We start from the raw sequence: 16,000 nt of genomic DNA, 5'->3' as shown, positions 1-16,000 counted from the left end.
TCTCCTGTCGCCCAGCCATTCCCGGTGTGGTCCAGATCCGATGGTACGCCGCCACGGCCGACCCCACCCGTCCGGCGTGACCTGCGCCGCCGTCCGGTGCGCGGGCGTACGGGCGGGTGCGGGTGGGAGGAATGGCGGCCCGTGGACGTGGGCGGTCAGCGGCTCCACTGCCGGGCCAGCCGGGCGCCGAGCGCCCGCAGCCCCTCGGCCGGGCGTTCCATCGCGGCGGCCAGCCCGCCGCGCTCCTCGCCCCCGAAGTGCTCCACCAGGCTGTACGCGTCGGTGACCCCGGCCGCCCCGGCCTCCCGCCGGCCGGTGCTCACCCGCCCGGCGACGACCACGCAGGGCACGCCCCGGTCCCGGGCGGCGCCGGCCACCCCGGCCACCACCTTGCCGCGCAGCGACTGGTGGTCGAACGAGCCCTCCCCGGTGATCACCAGGTCGACGGTGTCGAGCGTGGCGTCCAGCCCGATCGCCCGGGTGACCAGGCCGATGCCGGACTCGCAGTGCCCGCCCAGCGCCAGGACCGCCGCGCCCAGTCCGCCGGCCGCGCCGCCGCCGGGGAGCGCGCCCAGCCCTTCGGGGCAGCCGGGCAGGTCCCGTTCCAGCACGGTGGCGAAGCGCTCCAGCGCGGCGTCGAGCAGCAGCACGTCGGCCCGGTCGGCGCCCTTCTGCGGGCCGAACACGTTGCTGGCCCCGTGCAGCCCGAGCAGCGGGTTGTCCACGTCGGTGGCGGCCACCAGGCGGGCGTCACGCAGCCGGGGGACGCCGTCGAGGGCGTCCACGGCGCCGAGTGCGGCCCCGCCGTACGGCAGGGCCTGGCCGGTGGCGTCCAGCGGGGTCACGCCGAGCGCGGTGAGCATGCCCGCGCCGCCGTCGTTGGTGCCCGACCCGCCCAGCCCGATCACGATCGTGCGGGCGCCGGTCTCCACGGCGGCGGCGACCAGCACCCCCAGCCCGTACGAGGAGGTGGTCTTCGGGTCCCGCTCGTCCGCGTCGAGCAGGTGCAGCCCGCACGCCTGGGCGCACTCCAGCCAGGCCGTCGCGCCCCCGTCGGTGAGCAGGATCTCACCGGCCGCCGGGCGGCCGAGCGGGTCGACGGTCGGCACCGGGACCCGGCGCCCGCCCAGGGCGTCGGCGAGCACGTCGAGGAAGCCCGGACCCCCGTCCGACAGGGGCCGGACGAGCAGGTCGTCGCCGGGGGCGACCTCCCGCCAGCCGGTGGCCACGGCATCGGCGACCTGCGGGGCCGGCAGCGTACCGGCGAACTTGTCCGGACAGAGCAGCACGCGCATGCCGAGCAGTGTGGCAGCACACACCTCGGGAGGCTGCGGTACGGCCGCACTGTGGGACCATGGGGCACGTGACTTCGACCTGGGTGGAACCCTCCAACACCGCGACGGCACTGCTGCTGCTCGGCCGGGGCAGCGACCCCGCCACGGAGCGCGGCGTCGAGTGTCCGGGCGACCTGCCGGCGCCCAGCGACCCGGACCTGGTGGCCCGGGCGACGGCGGCGAAGGCGGCGCTGGGCAGCAAGGTCTTCGTGCTGGGGCACCACTACCAGCGCGACGAGGTCATCCAGTTCGCCGACGTGACGGGTGACTCGTTCAAGCTGGCCCGCGAGGCGGCGGCCCGGCCCGACGCGGAGTACATCGTCTTCTGCGGTGTGCACTTCATGGCCGAGAGCGCCGACATCCTCACCTCGGACGCGCAGAAGGTCATCCTGCCCGACCTGGCCGCCGGCTGCTCGATGGCGGACATGGCGGTGCTGTCGCAGGTCGAGACCGCCTGGGACGTGCTCACCGACCTGGGCGTCGCGGCTGACACCGTCCCGGTGACCTACATGAACTCGTCGGCGGACATCAAGGGCTTCGTCGGCCGTAACGGCGGCGTGGTCTGCACCTCCTCGAACGCGAAGCGCGCGCTGGAGTGGGCGTACCAGCAGGGCTCGAAGGTCTTCTTCTTCCCCGACCAGCACCTGGGCCGCAACACGGCGGTGCTGGAGATGGGCTTCTCGCTGGACGACTGCGTCCTCTACGACCCGCACAAGCCGAACGGTGGGCTCACCCCGCAGCAGCTGCGCGACGCGCGGATGATCCTGTGGCGCGGGCACTGCTCGGTGCACGGCCGCTTCACCCTCGACAGCGTCGACGACGTACGGCGGCGGGTGCCGGGGGTGAACGTGCTGGTCCACCCGGAGTGCCGGCACGAGGTGGTCACCGCCGCCGACTTCGTCGGTTCGACGGAATACATCATCAAGACCATCGAGGCGGCCCCGGCCGGCTCGGCCTGGGCGGTGGGCACCGAGCTGAACCTGGTGCGCCGGCTCGCGCTGGCCCACCCGGACAAGCAGATCATGTTCCTGGACAAGGCCGTCTGCTACTGCTCGACCATGAACCGGATCGACCTGCCGCACCTGGTCTGGACGCTGGAGGAGCTGGTGGCCGGGCGGCTGGTCAACCAGATCACCGTCGACGCGGACACCGCGCACCACGCCCGGGTGGCGCTGGAGAAGATGCTCGCCCTGCCCGGCGCCGACATTCCGCCCCCGACAGCGGGCTGATCACTGTCCGTAGCGTCATTGGCACGGAAAAGGGTCCGATCACCGATAAATGCCCTCAGGGGCGATCTGACCGGGTCCATGTTCGTCACCGAGGGCTATGCTGCCGGTGCGACGACTCACGCGGGCCGTTTCGACATGGCCGCGTTCCGGGTAGCGATGAACATCGCGAGCCCCACCATCAACACGGCAGCACCGACGCGCTGGAGGTTGCGTTGACCGACGACGTCCTGGTCGTACACGGAGGTACTCCGCTCGAAGGGCGGATCCGCGTGCGCGGCGCGAAGAACCTGGTCTCGAAGGCGATGGTCGCGGCGCTGCTGGGTGACAGCCCGAGCCGGCTGTTCGACGTGCCGAAGATCCGCGACGTTGAGGTGGTCCGGGGCCTGCTCGGCCTGCACGGCGTGAAGGTCACCGACGGCGGCGAGGACGGCGAGCTCGTCTTCGACCCGGCGAACGTGGAGAGCGCCAGCACGGACCAGATCAACGTGCACGCCGGCTCCAGCCGGATCCCGATCCTGTTCTGCGGGCCGCTGCTGCACCGCCTCGGCCACGCGTTCATCCCCGACCTGGGCGGCTGCCACATCGGGCCGCGCCCGATCGACTTCCACCTGCAGGCCCTGCGGGAGTTCGGCGCGACGGTCGAGAAGACCCCGGAGGGGCTGCACCTGTCGGCGCCGAACGGGCTGCACGGCACCAAGTTCGCCCTGCCGTACCCGAGCGTCGGCGCGACCGAGCAGGTGCTGCTGACGGCCGTGATGGCCGAGGGCGTCACCGAGCTGCGCAACGCGGCGGTGGAACCGGAGATCATCGACCTGATCTGCATCCTGCAGAAGATGGGCGCGATCATCAAGGTGCACACCGACCGGGTCATCGAGATCCAGGGCGTGCCGAGGCTGCACGGCTACACGCACCGGCCGATCCCCGACCGGATCGAGGCGGCGAGCTGGGCGGCGGCGGCGCTGGCCACCCGGGGCCACGTCGAGGTGCTCGGCGCGCAGCAGGCCGACATGATGACCTTCCTGAACATCTTCCGCTCCGTCGGCGGCGAGTACGAGGTCACCGACGCCCGACCGCCGAAGCTGGGCGACCCGGGCCAGGAGGGCGGCATCCGGTTCTGGCACCCGGGCGGCGAGCTGCGGTCGGTGGCCCTGGAGACCGACGTGCACCCGGGCTTCATGACCGACTGGCAGCAGCCGCTGGTGGTGGCGCTCACCCAGGCCCGGGGCCTGTCGATCGTCCACGAGACGGTCTACGAGCAGCGGCTGGGCTACACCGAGGCGCTCAACTCGATGGGCGCCAACATCCAGGTCTACCGGGACTGCCTGGGCGGCACCCCGTGCCGCTTCGGCCGGCGCAACTTCAAGCACTCGGCGGTGATAGCGGGGCCGAGCAAGCTGCACGCCGCCGACCTGGTCATCCCCGACCTGCGGGCCGGTTTCAGCCACCTGATCGCCGCGCTGGCCGCCGAGGGCACCTCCCGGGTGTACGGCGTCGACCTGATCAACCGGGGCTACGAGGACTTCGAGGCGAAGCTCGCCGACCTGGGCGCGCACGTCGAGCGCCCGTAACGTCCACCACTCCCGTACGCGCCCGGTGCACCGCGATGTGCACCGGGCGCCGTCGTTTGGCTACCCTTTCCGCGTGCCGTCGCTGTTTCGCCGCAAGTCCTCCGACCTCGTCGACGAGGCCGTCACCCCGGTGACCCCCGACGAGGAGTCCACGACCGCCCAGCCCCGGGGATACACCCCGAGCAAGAAGGAGCTGGGCAAGGTCACCCCGAAGCGGCCGACCGCGGGCCGCCGGCCGGCCGGCGCCACCAAGCCGTTGACCAAGGAGGAGCAGCGGGAGCGCAAGCGCCAGCTGCGCGCCGAGGCGGCGGCGGAGTTCCGCCGGGAGGGCGGCCCCCGCGACCGCGGCCCGGAACGGCTGCTGGCCCGCAACGTGGTCGACTCCCGGCGTACGGTGGGCACCTGGTTCTTCGGTGGCGCCCTGATCGTGCTGATCGGCTCGAACGCCGCGATGCCGCCGGTCGTCCGCCTGGTCTCCAACATCCTCTGGGGCGCCCTCGCCCTGGGCGTGGTGATCGACTCGGTGCTGATCTCGCGGAAGATCCGCAAGCTGGTCCGGGAGCGTTTCCCGAACACCGGGCAGCGGATGGGCTCGCTCTACCTCTACGCCATCATGCGGTCGATCACGTTCCGCCGGATGCGCGCCCCCGAGCCCCAGGTCAACATCGGCGACCCGGTCTGAGCCTGCCGCACCGGCGCGCTCTCCCCCATCCCGGCGAGGCCGCGCCGGCGGCACCTCGCCGACCACCGCTCCGGCGGCGTCAGCGGCTGCCGTAGAGCCGGGCCACCACGTCCTCGATGTCCGGCTCGACGATCGAGACGTCCCGCACCGCGCCGAGCCTGGCCAGCGCCGCCACCACCTCGGCCACCCCCGCCGACTCCAGCACGAAGACCAGCCGGTGCCCGTCGGCCTCCTGCCGCAGCAGCGGCGCGCCCGGCAACACCGGCGGCGCGGGCAGCGGGTCGTCCAGGTCGGCCACGAGCAGGCGACGCGACCCGTACCGCACGTGCAGCGCCGCGATCGACCCGTCGTGCACCACCCGCCCGTGGTCGACCACCACCAGACGCCGGCAGAGCCGCTCGATGTCGGCCAGGTCGTGCGTGGTGAGCACCAGCGTCGTGTCCCCGGCCCGGCCCAGCTCGCCGAGGAAGCCGCGGACCGCCTGCTTGCTGACCACGTCGAGCCCGATGGTGGGCTCGTCGAGGAAGAGCACCTCCGGGCCGTGCAGCAGCGCGGCGGTCAACTCGCCGCGCATCCGCTGCCCGAGGGAGAGCTGCCGGACCGGGGTGTCCAGGAAAGGGTCCAGGTCGAGCAGGCTCCGGCAGCGGCGCAGCCGGGCGGCGTGCGCGGCGGCCGGCACGCGGTAGACGTGTCGCAGCAGCGCGAACGAGTCGCCCAGCGGCAGGTCCCACCAGAGCTGCGAGCGCTGGCCGAACACCACGCCGACCCGCAGCGCGAGCCGGGTGCGCTGGGCCACCGGGCGCAGGCCGCAGACGCGTACCTCGCCCGCGGAGGGCGTCAGCACGCCGGTGAACATCTTGAGCGTCGTCGACTTGCCGGCGCCGTTGGGCCCGATGTAGCCGAGCATCTCGCCCCGGGCCACCCGCAGGTCGATGCCGTCGACGGCGGTGACCCGCCGCTTCTCCCGCCGCAGCCGGCCGGCCCGCACCCGGACGGTGAACTCCTTGCGCAGCCCGTCGGCCACGATCACGTCGTCGCTCATGACCCCGTACTCCGGTAGTGGCGGATCCCGGTGCGCCAGGCCGCCGCCGCCCCGCCGGCCGCGACCAGCGCGACGGCCGGCGCGGTCCAGCCGACCCACGCCGGCAGGCCGAGCGGGTCGGCGCGGCCGAGCAGCGCCAGCGCCGGGTGGTAGCTCACGAAGGCGAAGCCCAGGCCGTACGCGAACATGCCGCGGAACCAGCCCTCGAAGACGGTGACGGGGTACGAGGTGAAGTCCCGGCCGCCGTAGGTGACCGAGTTGGCCAGCTCGCCGGAGTCGACCCACCAGAACGAGACGGTGGCGGTCGCCACGAAGACCGAGCCGAAGAAGACCACACCGGCCAGCGGGGCGACGACCACCAGCAACGCCCGCGCCGGGGTCCACTCGACGCCGGCCGAGCCGACCGCGACGACCAGCACGGCGAGCCCGAAGACCGCCCGGGACACCTTGCGCAGCGGCAGGTCCATCAGCAGCAGCTGGGGCAGGGCCCCGAGCGGGCGGACCAGCACGGCGTCGAAGAGCCCGCTGCGCACGTACCGGGGCAGCCGCTCGATGTTGCCCACCAGCATGTCGGCGACGGCGAACGCGCAGGCCGAGAGGCCGACGATCACCAGCGTCTCGCGCAGCGTGAAGCCGCCCAGCTCCCGGGTGACCCCGAAGATCACCAACACGGTGAGCACGTCGAGCAGGGTGGCACCGACGTTGACGACCAGGTCGATCACGAACGAGGTCCGGTACGCCGTCTGGGCGCGTGCCTGCGCGCCGAGCAGCGCCCGGTACGCGGCCAGCGCCCCGCCCGACGCGTCAGCCACCCTGCACCACCAGGCGGCGCTCCGCGCGGCGCTGCACCAGCCGGCAGGCGGCCAGGACCAGCGCCGCCCAGGCGAGCTGGAGCCCGACCAGCCCCACCTGCACGCCGGTCGGATCGCGCTCGACCAGCACGTCCAGCGGGGTCTGCAACAGGCTCGGGAAGGGGGTGCCCAGCCACAGGGCGAGCTGGAGCCACTCCGGCAGGAAGCGCAGCGGGAAGTAGAGCCCGGCGAGCACGCCCGAGGCGAGGATCCAGAGGACCAGCGGCCCCCGGACGTCCTGGAGCCAGTACGCCGTCGCGTTGACCAGGAACCGGCAACCGAAGCAGAGGACCACGGCAGCCACGGCGGAGATCGCGAAGAGCGGCAGGGTGGACCAGCGGCGGGGCAGGTGGACCTCGAAGAAGAGCGGCCCGAGCAGCACCGGCGGGAGGAAGCGGACCAGCGCGGCATGGCCGGCACGACCCAGGTCGGCGGCGAGATGGCTGGTCACGGGGTGCACGGGCCGCAGCAGGTCGCTGACGACGTCGCCGGTGCGGATCCGGTCGGCCAGCTCCGTCCAGCTCCCGAGGAGGACGACCGCCAGCAGGCCCTGACCGACCCAGACGAAGGTGGCGAGCTGCCCCCGGTCGTATCCGGCCACCGTGCCGGCGGCACCGGCGACCGCGAGCAGGACGTAGCACCGCAGGAAGCCGAAGACCGTGTTGGTCACGACGCCCGCCACCGACGCCTGCCGGTACGTGGCGTAACGTCGGAAGCCTGATCCGGTTATAGCCTTAAATGTCCGGAACCATAGGATAACGTTTGAGGCGGTGGGCGGTGCCACAGTGGCGGTGAGCGAGCCCACGCCGCTACCCTCCTTCCGCAGCCACGCCGTACCGGAGGGGGCGACTCTACCGGCACGTGGAGCGCCCAGCGCGACAATTTCCAACGAGGTGACATCGCCGTGAGCGAGCGGACGCGAGCCGGCCACCGGGGCGCCGCCGTGAGCGGAGCGGCGCCGACCGGGCAGCCGGGCGTACCCGCTCACCGACGGCTGATCATCGGCGTGACGCCTACCCTCCGTGGTGACGGGGCGGCCGGATGAGCCGCTACTACGACCACTGGCACGACTCCAACGAGCCGGCCTGGATGATCGAGCCGACCACCGAGTGGCACCCGCAGTTCCCGGGCCAGCGCTACGCGGGCGACATCGGCGTCGAACACGCCCCGCCCACCCCCCGCAGCCGGTCGGCCGTCGGCCGGGCCGAGGTGCCCCCGCTCGCGCCGACCCGACCCGACGGCACCTACATCGGACGGTCGTGGGACGACCTTCCCGAGGGACGGCCCGGCCGGCAGGACGCGTGGAACGGCCGGCCCGACGGCCTCGACGCGCGCCGGCACGGCGACGAGTCGTACCGCCCCCCGCACGCCGGGCCGCGCGGGCCGGAGGACCGGCAGTGGCCGCCCCGGCAGGAGCAACCGCACCGCAACGACCGGGGCGGATTCGACGCCCCGGGCCGGCCCGTCGACTCGCCCCGGCCGCGCGAGCACGCCGGCCCCGACCGCTACGACACCCGCCCTCCACGGCACGAGCCGGCCGGGCGGGACCGCCCCGTCTCCCCCGCCGGCAGGGCCGAGCCGGGTTGGCTCCCGGAGCCCGACGAGGATTCGACGTCCCGCCGCCCACCCGCGTACGGACCCATGGAGACCGGCCACGACCGCCGACCCGAGCCGGGCCACGACCGCCGGGGCGGGCACGGTCCCGACCGGCCGGCGACGCCCGGATTCGACCGTCGGCCGGAGACCGCCGACGACCGCCAGGCAGGCGCCCGGCCCCGCTACCAGTGGGGCGCCCCGGGCAGCCCGGGGTCCCGCCCCTCCGACCGGGCCCCCGAGCCCCGCCCCTCCGACAGCCAGTGGGAGCGTTCCTCCGCCCGCTGGGAGCAGCGCCCGTCCGACCGGCAGTGGGAGCGCCCGGCGGACCCCCAACGGGAGCGCCCGGCGGACCCACGGTGGGAGCGCCCGTCCGACCCGCAACGGGAGCATGGAGCGGGCGGGCGGGACCGCGAGCCCGGCGTACCCGCCGACGGTCGGCCACGCCCCGACCGGGCCTCCCCCGGGCAGCACCCCCGTTCCGACGGGCAGCGTCCGCAGCAGGAGCCGGACCAACACCGGCGGGCGTACGAGGCGGCGCGTGCCGAGACGTACCCGGAGCGCGGTGCGCGGCCGACCAGCCGACCCGACGCCCGCCGGGAGGCCGAGGCGTACCGGGAGTCCCGGGGGCACCCGCAGCCGGACGGCGGCCTGCCCTGGCCCTCCCCCGGCCCCGTACGACCCGGTTTCGACCACCGGGACGCGGCGCGGCGGGGCGAGCCGCACCCCGAGCACCGGCGACCGGTAGACCGGCCCGGCCCCGAACACGCCGCGACTCCACAGCCTCCGCCCGGGTACGACCACCGCCGATCCGCCCCGACCTCCGGTGCCCCGACCTCCGGACCGACGGCTGCCGGACCGACGGCTGCCGGACCGACGGCTGCCGGACCGACGGCTGCCGGACCGACGGCTTTTCGGGCCCCGGCCGGGGACGGTCCGGTACCGCCCCGCCCCGTCTCCCCCGCGCCGGCCCGCGACCTGCCGCGCCCCGACGCGGCCGTACCGACGCATGTCCGGCCGGTCTCACCCGCCGGTCACCCCGCCTCGCCTGTCTCGCCCGCGGGCCCCCCGGACCGACTGGCCGGCCGCCCGGTGTCGCCGGCCGGCCCCGCGGACCGGGTGGACACCCGTCCGGTGTCGCCAGCCGGCCCCCCGGACTGGGCGGGCACCCGCCCTGCGTCGCCAGCCGGACCCGCGAACCCGATGAGCGCCCGTCCGGTGTCGCCAGCCAGCCCCCCGGACTGGGCGGGCACCCGCCCCGTGCCGCCAGCCGGACCCACGAACCTGGAGGGCGCCCGCCCGGTATCGCCGGCCGGACCCCCGGGCCCGGAGGGCATGCGCCCGGTGTCCCCAGCCGGGCCGGCGCCCAGCCGCCCGACAGTGCCGGGCTCCGCCGGCACCGGCCACACGTCCCGCCCGGCTCCGGCGGACGACGCCACGCCGATCTCGGGGCCGCCCGCCGACCGGCTGCGCCTGGAGTTCCTGCCGGCCCCGGAGGCGACCGCAAGCAGGGTGGCCCGTCCGGCAGGCGAGACGACCGGAGACCCCGCCGGTCCGAACCCCCAGGCGGCATCCGACACGGCGTCCGGCAGCAGGCAGGAAGCTCCGGCACCGCAGCTGCCCATCGCGCCCGACAGGCCCAAGCGGTACGTCCCGCCACCGCCCAGCGACCCGCCCGCACCAGCCGCTCCGCCGTCTCCGTCGCAGCCGCAGCCGCAGCCGACGAGCGGGCCGGACGCCTGGTTCCGGCCGTCCCGGTCCGCGACACCTTCGGCCGTGCCCGACGAGACACGGCCCACCAGCCCTGCTCCCCCGAGCCCCACGCCGGTCCCGAGCGACACGACGGCCGCAAGCCCCATGTCGGTTCCAGCCGACACGACGGCGGCCAGCGACACGTCGGCTCCGAGCACCACGACGGCGGCGAGCTTCACGACGGCTGCAAGCGGCACGACGACGACCGGCGACACGACGGTTACCAGCGACACGACGGTTACCGGCGGGACGACGGCCTCTGGAACGACGACCGACGGAACGACACCTTCTAGCGGAACGACGCCGGCAGGCGACAGGACAGCTCCGGACGGCGCGGCGGGCCTGAACGCCGTCCCGGTCCCGGGATTCGGCACGTCGACCACGAGTCCCGCCGGCGACGGTGTCACGTCGCCAGCGCCGGCTCACGACCACACCGGGCCGCTGACCCAGGCAGCCGCGGGCGCACCCGCCCCGGTCTCGGGGGCCACCCCGCCGGCATCCGCCCCACCACTGCCCGGCCGACCGGTATCCGGCCCGCCGGTATCCGGCCCGCCGGTATCCACCCCGCCGGTATCCAGCCCGCCGGTATCCAGCCCGCCGGTGTCCGGCGCACCGCCCGTGTCGGCATCACCGCCCACGTCCTCCCTCTCCGAGTTGGCGGCAGGTAAGCCCGCTGGACAGGCACCGCCCGCGCCTCTCCCGGTGTCCGGCCCGCCCGCCGAGCCAGCCGCCGCGCCTGCGCCGACGGGTTGGCTGTCCTCCGGCCCGATCGCTCCGGCCGTTCCGGATTCGCCTCCGGCGCGCCCGGCGCCGGTCACCACACCGCCGGATCAGCCGCTCTCCGCAGCGCCCGTCGCCGCACCGTCCGCGCCGCTCACCGCCGCCGCGCCCACCGCCGCACCGTCCGAGCAGGACGCCGCCCCACGCTCCGGGCCGCCCACCGCCGCTGCGGCCATGGCCGCACCGCCCGAGCAGGCCGTCACCGCGCCATCGGTGCCGCCCGTGCCGCCCACGGCTGCACCGTCCACGATGCCTGTCGCCGCATCGTCCATACAGGCCGGCGCCGCTATCGCGATGCCTGCGCAGACCGACTCCGAAGCGGTCGCGGCGCCCATCGTCGTACCTTGCGCAGGGACCGACTCCACAGTGTCCGCGCCCGCCAGCCAGCCTGGGCTGGTCCCGCCGACGCAGGCACCACTCGCTCGCCCGGCGTCAGGCCCGCCTGCGGAAGCAGTTCGAGCAGAGGCGGAACCATCCGCCCCTGCGGCGGCTGAAACCGTTGCGATGGCTGGGGAACGGCCCGAGTTCGCGCCACCGGCCCTGGGTACTCCGGCCCCGCCCGAGCCCGCGCACGACGCCCCCGGCCCGTACGTCGAGGGTCCCCGCACTCAGGCCCTTCCCGAGCCCCACACGGGCGCTCCGGCTCCGCGCGTCGACACGGAGGCCTCCGGTCCACACACGGCCCGTACGGGGGTCTCCGAGCCCTTTACGACCGACGCGGACACTCCGGTCACCCGCCCGGACGGGCACTCCACTACTCCCTTCCCCCGCGACCCGGCCGAACAGGTGCCGAACGTCCCGGCTGAGCCCACCGGTGGAACACCATGGTTGTCACCGAAGGTCTTTGACACCCATGGTGTTCCACCCGTCGCGGACACTCCGCCTCGGGCGGCGGCGCCGGCAAGCGCCAGGGACGCGGCGCTGCCCGCCAGTGCCCGGGATGCGGAGCCGCCCGCCAGTGCCGGGGATGCGGCACCGTCGTCTGCCCACGCACCCGCCACGGACACCATGGCGGTGCAGCCGGTGGGCGCGCCGGACGTGCTGTCGCCTCCGGTACAGGTCGCTGCCACGCCGGTCGTGGACGTGCCGGCCCCTCCGGTGTCCGCACCACCTGCCGCCGCACCACCCGCCGCACTGAGCGCCGCGCAGCCCCGCACCGCCGCACCGAACACCGCCGAGCACCGCGTGGCCGCACCGAGCACTGTCGAGCCGAGCAGCGCAGAACACCGCACCGCCGCACCGAGCACTGCCGCCGCACCACCCGCCGCACTGAGCGCCACGGAGCCCCGCACCGCCGCACCATCCGCCGCCGCGACGAACGCAGCCGAGCCCCGCACCGCCGCGACGAACGCAGCCGAGCCCCGCACCACCGTGCCGAGCGCAGCCGAGCCCCGCGCAGGCGAGGCCGGTGTCGTCGAGCGGGTTCCTGCCGGGGCGCGGGACGCCGGGCGCCAGGGCGCGGAGCAGGGTGACCCGGAGCAGGTGCTGGCGAGCTACCGCTGGCAGCTCGATCCAGCGACCCTGCGGGAGATCGTGCGGGAACCGGACGAGTTCCGGATCATCCGGCGGCGGCTGACCGAGAAGCTGGGCGCGGCCGTGGACAACAGGTCGCGCGCCCGGCTGCTCAGCCTGCGGGCGGTGGTGTCCCGGATTCTCGGTGAGCTGGACGACGCCCTCGCGGACGGTCGACTCGCGCTCACGTACGCCGAGGCCACCGGGGAGCTGCGGCGTACGGCGGTGGCGCAGGCGCGGCTGGCGCACGTGCTGCGCTGGCGCGGCGAGTTCGTCGAGGCCGACCGGCTCTTCGCCGAGGCCGACTCCACGGAGTTGCCCGAGCGGCTGCGCGCGGTGCTGCACGAGCACGCCGGGCGGTCCTGCTACGACCAGGGCCGGCTGATGGAGGCCTGTCACCACTTCGAGCGGGCGCTGGACCTGCGCGGCACCGAGGATCCCGAGTTGCAGGCCCGGATCCGGTTGAGCCTGGACGCGGTGGCGGAGCGGGTCGCGGAGACGGGCTTCGGGCCGTACCCCCGCAGCCGCGAGGAGGTGCTGGAGCGGGACCGGCCCCCGGTGCCGGCCCGCGACGGCGACCTGTGGGGTTTCTCCGACCCAAACGGCGACATGGTGATCGCCGCCGAGTACGCGGAGGCGCAGCCGTTCCGCGACGGGCTGGCCTGGGTGCGGCGCCCCGGGGCCGAGCGGTGGTCGCTGCTCGACCGTACCGGCGCCACGGTGCTCGAACCGGCGTACCCGGTGGTGCGCTCGTTCTCCGACGGGCTGGCCTGGGTCTCCGACGGCGGCGACGCCGGCTGGGTGGCGATCGACGCCACCGGCGAGGTGGTCGTGCCGCACGGCTTCGCGGACGTACGCCCGTTCCAGCGCGGCGTGGCCGTCGTCCGCCGGGACGGCTGGGGCGCGGTCGACCGCAACGGCCGGATCGTGGTGCCCACCCGCCACCACGGGTTCCCCACCGTCCTGGCCGACGGCCGGTACGTGGAGGGCTTCACCGAGGAGGGACTGGCCGTGGTGGACGTGGCCGGCCGGCGCGGCGTGGTGAACCGGGCCGGGAAGATGCTGGTCCCGCCCACCCATCCGGCACTGGTCATCCATCCCGTCGCGTTCCTGGTCGGTGACGGCACGGGCCGCTGGGGCGCGCTCGACCGCCGGGGCGAGCCGCTGATCGAGCCGGTGCACCGCGACCGCGACGAGGTCGTCGCCGAGATCGAGCGGCTGCTCGTCGACACCAGCCCCGTGCTCTGACCGACACCGCGTCCCGCCGCGAGGGGTGACCGTCATCCGAACGGGCTAGGGTCGACGCATGGAATTCCGTCACCTGGGCCGTTCCGGCCTGATGGTCAGTGAGATCTCGTACGGCAACTGGATCACCCACGGCTCGCAGGTCGAGGAGGACGCGGCGTTCGCCTGCGTCCGAGCCGCCCTGGACGCCGGCATCACCACCTTCGACACGGCCGACGTGTACGCGGGCACCCGCGCCGAGGACGTGCTGGGCCGCGCCCTGGAGGGCGAGCGGCGCGAGGGGCTGGAGATCTTCACGAAGGTGTTCTGGCCCACGGGTCCGGGCCGCAACGACCGGGGCCTGTCCCGCAAGCACATCATGGAGTCGATCGACGGCTCGCTGCGCCGGCTGCGCACCGACTATGTGGACCTCTACCAGGCCCACCGGTACGACTACAGCACGCCGCTCGAGGAGACGATGGAGGCGTTCGCCGACGTCGTGCACTCCGGCAAGGCGCACTACATCGGCGTCTCCGAGTGGAAGGCGTCGGAGATCCGCGAGGCCCACCAGCTCGCCCGTGAGCTGCGCATTCCGCTGGTCTCCAACCAGCCGCAGTACTCGATGCTCTGGCGGGTCATCGAGGCCGAGGTCGTCCCGACCAGCGAGGAGCTGGGCGTCGGCCAGATCGTCTGGTCGCCGATCGCGCAGGGCGTCCTGTCGGGCAAGTACCTGCCGGGCCAGCCGCCGCCCGCCGGTTCCCGGGCCACCGACGAGAAGTCGGGCGCGGGCTTCATCTCCCGGTTCATGACCGACGACGTCCTGACCCGCGTGCAGCGGCTCAAGCCGCTGGCCGAGCAGGCCGGGCTGAGCATGGCGCAGCTCGCTGTCGCCTGGGTGCTGCAGAATCCGAACGTCTCCTCGGCGATCATCGGCGCCTCCCGCCCCGAGCAGGTGCAGGACAACGTCAAGGCGGCCGGCGTGACGCTCGACGCCGAGCTGCTCAAGGCGATCGACGAGATCCTCGACCCGATCGTCGAGCGCGACCCGGCCCGCACGGAGTCTCCCGCCGAGCGTCCGTGACGCGTCCCGGCCCGGTCGCCCACGCGGGCGGCCGGGCCGGACAGTGCGGTCGCCACAGTGGGCGGCCGGGGCCGGACAGGGCGGTCGCCATCGCGAGTGACCGGGCCGGACAGGGCGGTCGCCATCGCGGTTGGCCGGACCGGAGACGCCACGGCGGCGGTCAGCCCTGCCAGAAGCGGATCAGCTCCAGGCCGCGCGCGTAGAGCCACGGCGGCAGGCCGAGGAGGTCGCAGACGGCGAAGACCCCGTCGAAGAACCAGCCGCCGATGCGCGGGTTCCACAGCAGCGCGAACAGCAGGATGAAGCCGAACGGGGCGAACAGGTCGTACATCCTGCGCCACTGCGGGTTCAGCCACGGCTGGATCATGTTGCCGCCGTCCAGTCCGGGCACCGGGAGCAGGTTGAGCACGCTCGCGGTGAGCTGGAGGAACGCCAGCAGCGCCACAGCCGCCCAGAACTCGACCGGCCCGCCGCCGGGCGCCCCGAGGCGTACGGCGAGCACCAGGACCAGCGTGAACAGCACGTTGGTGGCCGGTCCGGCGAGGCTGACCAGGGTGTGCCGCAGCCGCCCCGGGATGGCGTGCCGGTCCACCCAGACCGCCCCGCCGGGCAGGCCGATACCGCCGAGCAGCACGACCACCACCGGCAGCGCGATCGACAGCAGCGGGTGGCTGTACTTCAGCGGGTTGAGCGTCAGGTAGCCCCGGTGGGCGACGCTGCGGTCGCCGGCCCGGAACGCGACGACGGCGTGGGCGTACTCGTGCAGGCAGAGCGAGACCAGCCAGCCGGAGACGACGAAGAGGAACACGTCGAGCCGGACGTTGCCGAACCCGTGCCAGGTGAGCACCCCGCTCGTCACGAAGAGCGCGAGCAGGGCGAGGAAGACCGGGCTGGGCCGGAACGCCGCCCGGGGTACGCCGAGCACCAGCGGCTCGCCCCCCGGACGGTCGCCGGCCATCACTCCGCCGGAGGCAGCAGGCTCATGCGGTACTCCACCCGGTCGTCCTCCACGAGCGCGACCGAGGTGACGCCGGACGCCGCGAGCTCCCGCCAGGCCTGACCGATCCACGATTCGGCGTCCGCCTGGCTGCTGAACGACTCCGCCGGCCCCTCGACCGACTCACCGTTCGTGCCCTCGTACCGCCAGCTCCACGCCATGCCGCGTCTCCCCTCGCCGCTGATGTCCCGTGGGACGAACCCCCGCCAGCGTAGTCGGCCGCGCGCGGGGCGGCCCGACATCCGTACGGCGGGAGCGCAGCCGGCCAGGCCGCGCAGGGTTTTCCGGCCCCTGTCCGGGTATGGGCATCCTCGACGCGCGACGGGGCGGTCACGGACCGCCGACGGCCCGGAGG

The 16,000-nt window shown here is 74.6% G+C and carries 13 protein-coding genes; 6 read left to right on the top strand and 7 right to left on the bottom strand.

Features of this window, described 5'->3' with window-relative positions:
* Window positions 1–155: 155 nt before the first annotated feature.
* Entirely contained in the window at window positions 156–1,295 is a 1,140-nt protein-coding gene (locus tag ACGFIG_RS12365; RefSeq protein WP_393002897.1) for a glycerate kinase, read from the bottom strand.
* Window positions 1,296–1,363: 68 nt separating this feature from the next.
* Here ACGFIG_RS12365 and nadA point away from each other — a divergent pair, with 68 nt between their 5' ends.
* The 4 genes from nadA to ACGFIG_RS12345 all read left to right on the top strand — a co-directional run bounded on the left by nadA (window position 1,364) and on the right by ACGFIG_RS12345 (window position 4,813).
* Complete coding sequence (gene nadA, locus ACGFIG_RS12360; RefSeq protein WP_393002031.1) at window positions 1,364–2,563, top strand: quinolinate synthase NadA; 1,200 nt, start codon at window positions 1,364–1,366, stop codon at window positions 2,561–2,563.
* 78 nt (window positions 2,564–2,641) lie between these two features.
* Window positions 2,642–2,779 (top strand): hypothetical protein, encoded by a 138-nt coding sequence (locus ACGFIG_RS12355; protein ID WP_393002029.1) that lies wholly within the window; start codon window positions 2,642–2,644, stop codon window positions 2,777–2,779.
* Window positions 2,776–4,131 (top strand): UDP-N-acetylglucosamine 1-carboxyvinyltransferase, encoded by a 1,356-nt coding sequence (murA, locus tag ACGFIG_RS12350; RefSeq protein WP_393002027.1) that lies wholly within the window; start codon window positions 2,776–2,778, stop codon window positions 4,129–4,131. Before ACGFIG_RS12355 ends, murA begins: the two co-directional genes overlap by 4 nt.
* Window positions 4,132–4,204: 73 nt before the next feature.
* Window positions 4,205–4,813, top strand: coding sequence for a DUF3043 domain-containing protein (locus tag ACGFIG_RS12345; protein ID WP_393002025.1), 609 nt, complete (start codon window positions 4,205–4,207; stop codon window positions 4,811–4,813).
* Between the two features lie 79 nt (window positions 4,814–4,892).
* Here the strand turns inward: ACGFIG_RS12345 and ACGFIG_RS12340 are convergent, their stop codons facing one another.
* The 4 genes from ACGFIG_RS12340 to ACGFIG_RS12325 form a co-directional block, all read right to left on the bottom strand.
* On the bottom strand, window positions 4,893–5,855 hold the full coding sequence (locus ACGFIG_RS12340; RefSeq protein WP_393002023.1) for an ATP-binding cassette domain-containing protein: 963 nt from the start codon (window positions 5,853–5,855) through the stop codon (window positions 4,893–4,895).
* Window positions 5,852–6,667, bottom strand: coding sequence for an ABC transporter permease (locus tag ACGFIG_RS12335; RefSeq protein ID WP_393002021.1), 816 nt, complete (start codon window positions 6,665–6,667; stop codon window positions 5,852–5,854). The genes ACGFIG_RS12340 and ACGFIG_RS12335 overlap by 4 nt, the downstream gene beginning before the upstream one ends.
* Complete coding sequence (locus ACGFIG_RS12330; RefSeq protein ID WP_393002019.1) at window positions 6,660–7,511, bottom strand: ABC transporter permease; 852 nt, start codon at window positions 7,509–7,511, stop codon at window positions 6,660–6,662. Before ACGFIG_RS12330 ends, ACGFIG_RS12335 begins: the two co-directional genes overlap by 8 nt.
* Before the next feature lie 3,370 nt (window positions 7,512–10,881).
* A complete protein-coding gene (locus tag ACGFIG_RS12325) occupies window positions 10,882–11,166 on the bottom strand; it encodes a hypothetical protein (RefSeq protein WP_393002017.1) in 285 nt (94 codons plus the stop codon).
* A 673-nt stretch (window positions 11,167–11,839) separates the two neighbouring features.
* Here ACGFIG_RS12325 and ACGFIG_RS12320 point away from each other — a divergent pair.
* On the top strand, window positions 11,840–13,591 hold the full coding sequence (locus ACGFIG_RS12320; protein WP_393002015.1) for a WG repeat-containing protein: 1,752 nt from the start codon (window positions 11,840–11,842) through the stop codon (window positions 13,589–13,591).
* A gap of 58 nt (window positions 13,592–13,649) precedes the next feature.
* Complete coding sequence (locus ACGFIG_RS12315; RefSeq protein WP_393002013.1) at window positions 13,650–14,648, top strand: aldo/keto reductase family protein; 999 nt, start codon at window positions 13,650–13,652, stop codon at window positions 14,646–14,648.
* A 160-nt stretch (window positions 14,649–14,808) separates the two neighbouring features.
* On the opposite strand, the gene ACGFIG_RS12310 is transcribed toward ACGFIG_RS12315, so the two are convergent.
* The gene (locus ACGFIG_RS12310; RefSeq protein ID WP_393002011.1) at window positions 14,809–15,606 is read right to left on the bottom strand and encodes a site-2 protease family protein; all 798 of its coding nucleotides are present in this window, start codon (window positions 15,604–15,606) and stop codon (window positions 14,809–14,811) included.
* Window positions 15,606–15,806, bottom strand: coding sequence for a hypothetical protein (locus ACGFIG_RS12305; protein ID WP_393002009.1), 201 nt, complete (start codon window positions 15,804–15,806; stop codon window positions 15,606–15,608). The genes ACGFIG_RS12310 and ACGFIG_RS12305 overlap by 1 nt, the downstream gene beginning before the upstream one ends.
* Between the last annotated feature and the right edge of the window lie 194 nt (window positions 15,807–16,000).

It is taken from the genome of Micromonospora sp. NPDC049048 (assembly GCF_043197615.1).
GTDB lineage: Bacteria > Actinomycetota > Actinomycetes > Mycobacteriales > Micromonosporaceae > Micromonospora.
This window is presented reverse-complemented; position numbering and strand designations above follow the sequence as displayed.

Excerpts from the sequence above, each read along its gene's own strand:
- ACGFIG_RS12325 (WP_393002017.1), bottom strand. The coding sequence starts at position 11,166 with ATGGGCGCCGCGACCGCTTCGGAGTCGGTCTGCGCAGGCATCGCGATA.
- ACGFIG_RS12315 (WP_393002013.1), top strand. The coding sequence starts at position 13,650 with ATGGAATTCCGTCACCTGGGCCGTTCCGGCCTGATGGTCAGTGAGATC.
- ACGFIG_RS12340 (WP_393002023.1), bottom strand. The coding sequence starts at position 5,855 with ATGAGCGACGACGTGATCGTGGCCGACGGGCTGCGCAAGGAGTTCACC.
- ACGFIG_RS12320 (WP_393002015.1), top strand. The coding sequence starts at position 11,840 with ATGGCGGTGCAGCCGGTGGGCGCGCCGGACGTGCTGTCGCCTCCGGTA.
- ACGFIG_RS12310 (WP_393002011.1), bottom strand. The coding sequence starts at position 15,606 with ATGGCCGGCGACCGTCCGGGGGGCGAGCCGCTGGTGCTCGGCGTACCC.
- ACGFIG_RS12355 (WP_393002029.1), top strand. The coding sequence starts at position 2,642 with ATGTTCGTCACCGAGGGCTATGCTGCCGGTGCGACGACTCACGCGGGC.
- ACGFIG_RS12305 (WP_393002009.1), bottom strand. The coding sequence starts at position 15,806 with ATGGCGTGGAGCTGGCGGTACGAGGGCACGAACGGTGAGTCGGTCGAG.
- ACGFIG_RS12365 (WP_393002897.1), bottom strand. The coding sequence starts at position 1,295 with ATGCGCGTGCTGCTCTGTCCGGACAAGTTCGCCGGTACGCTGCCGGCC.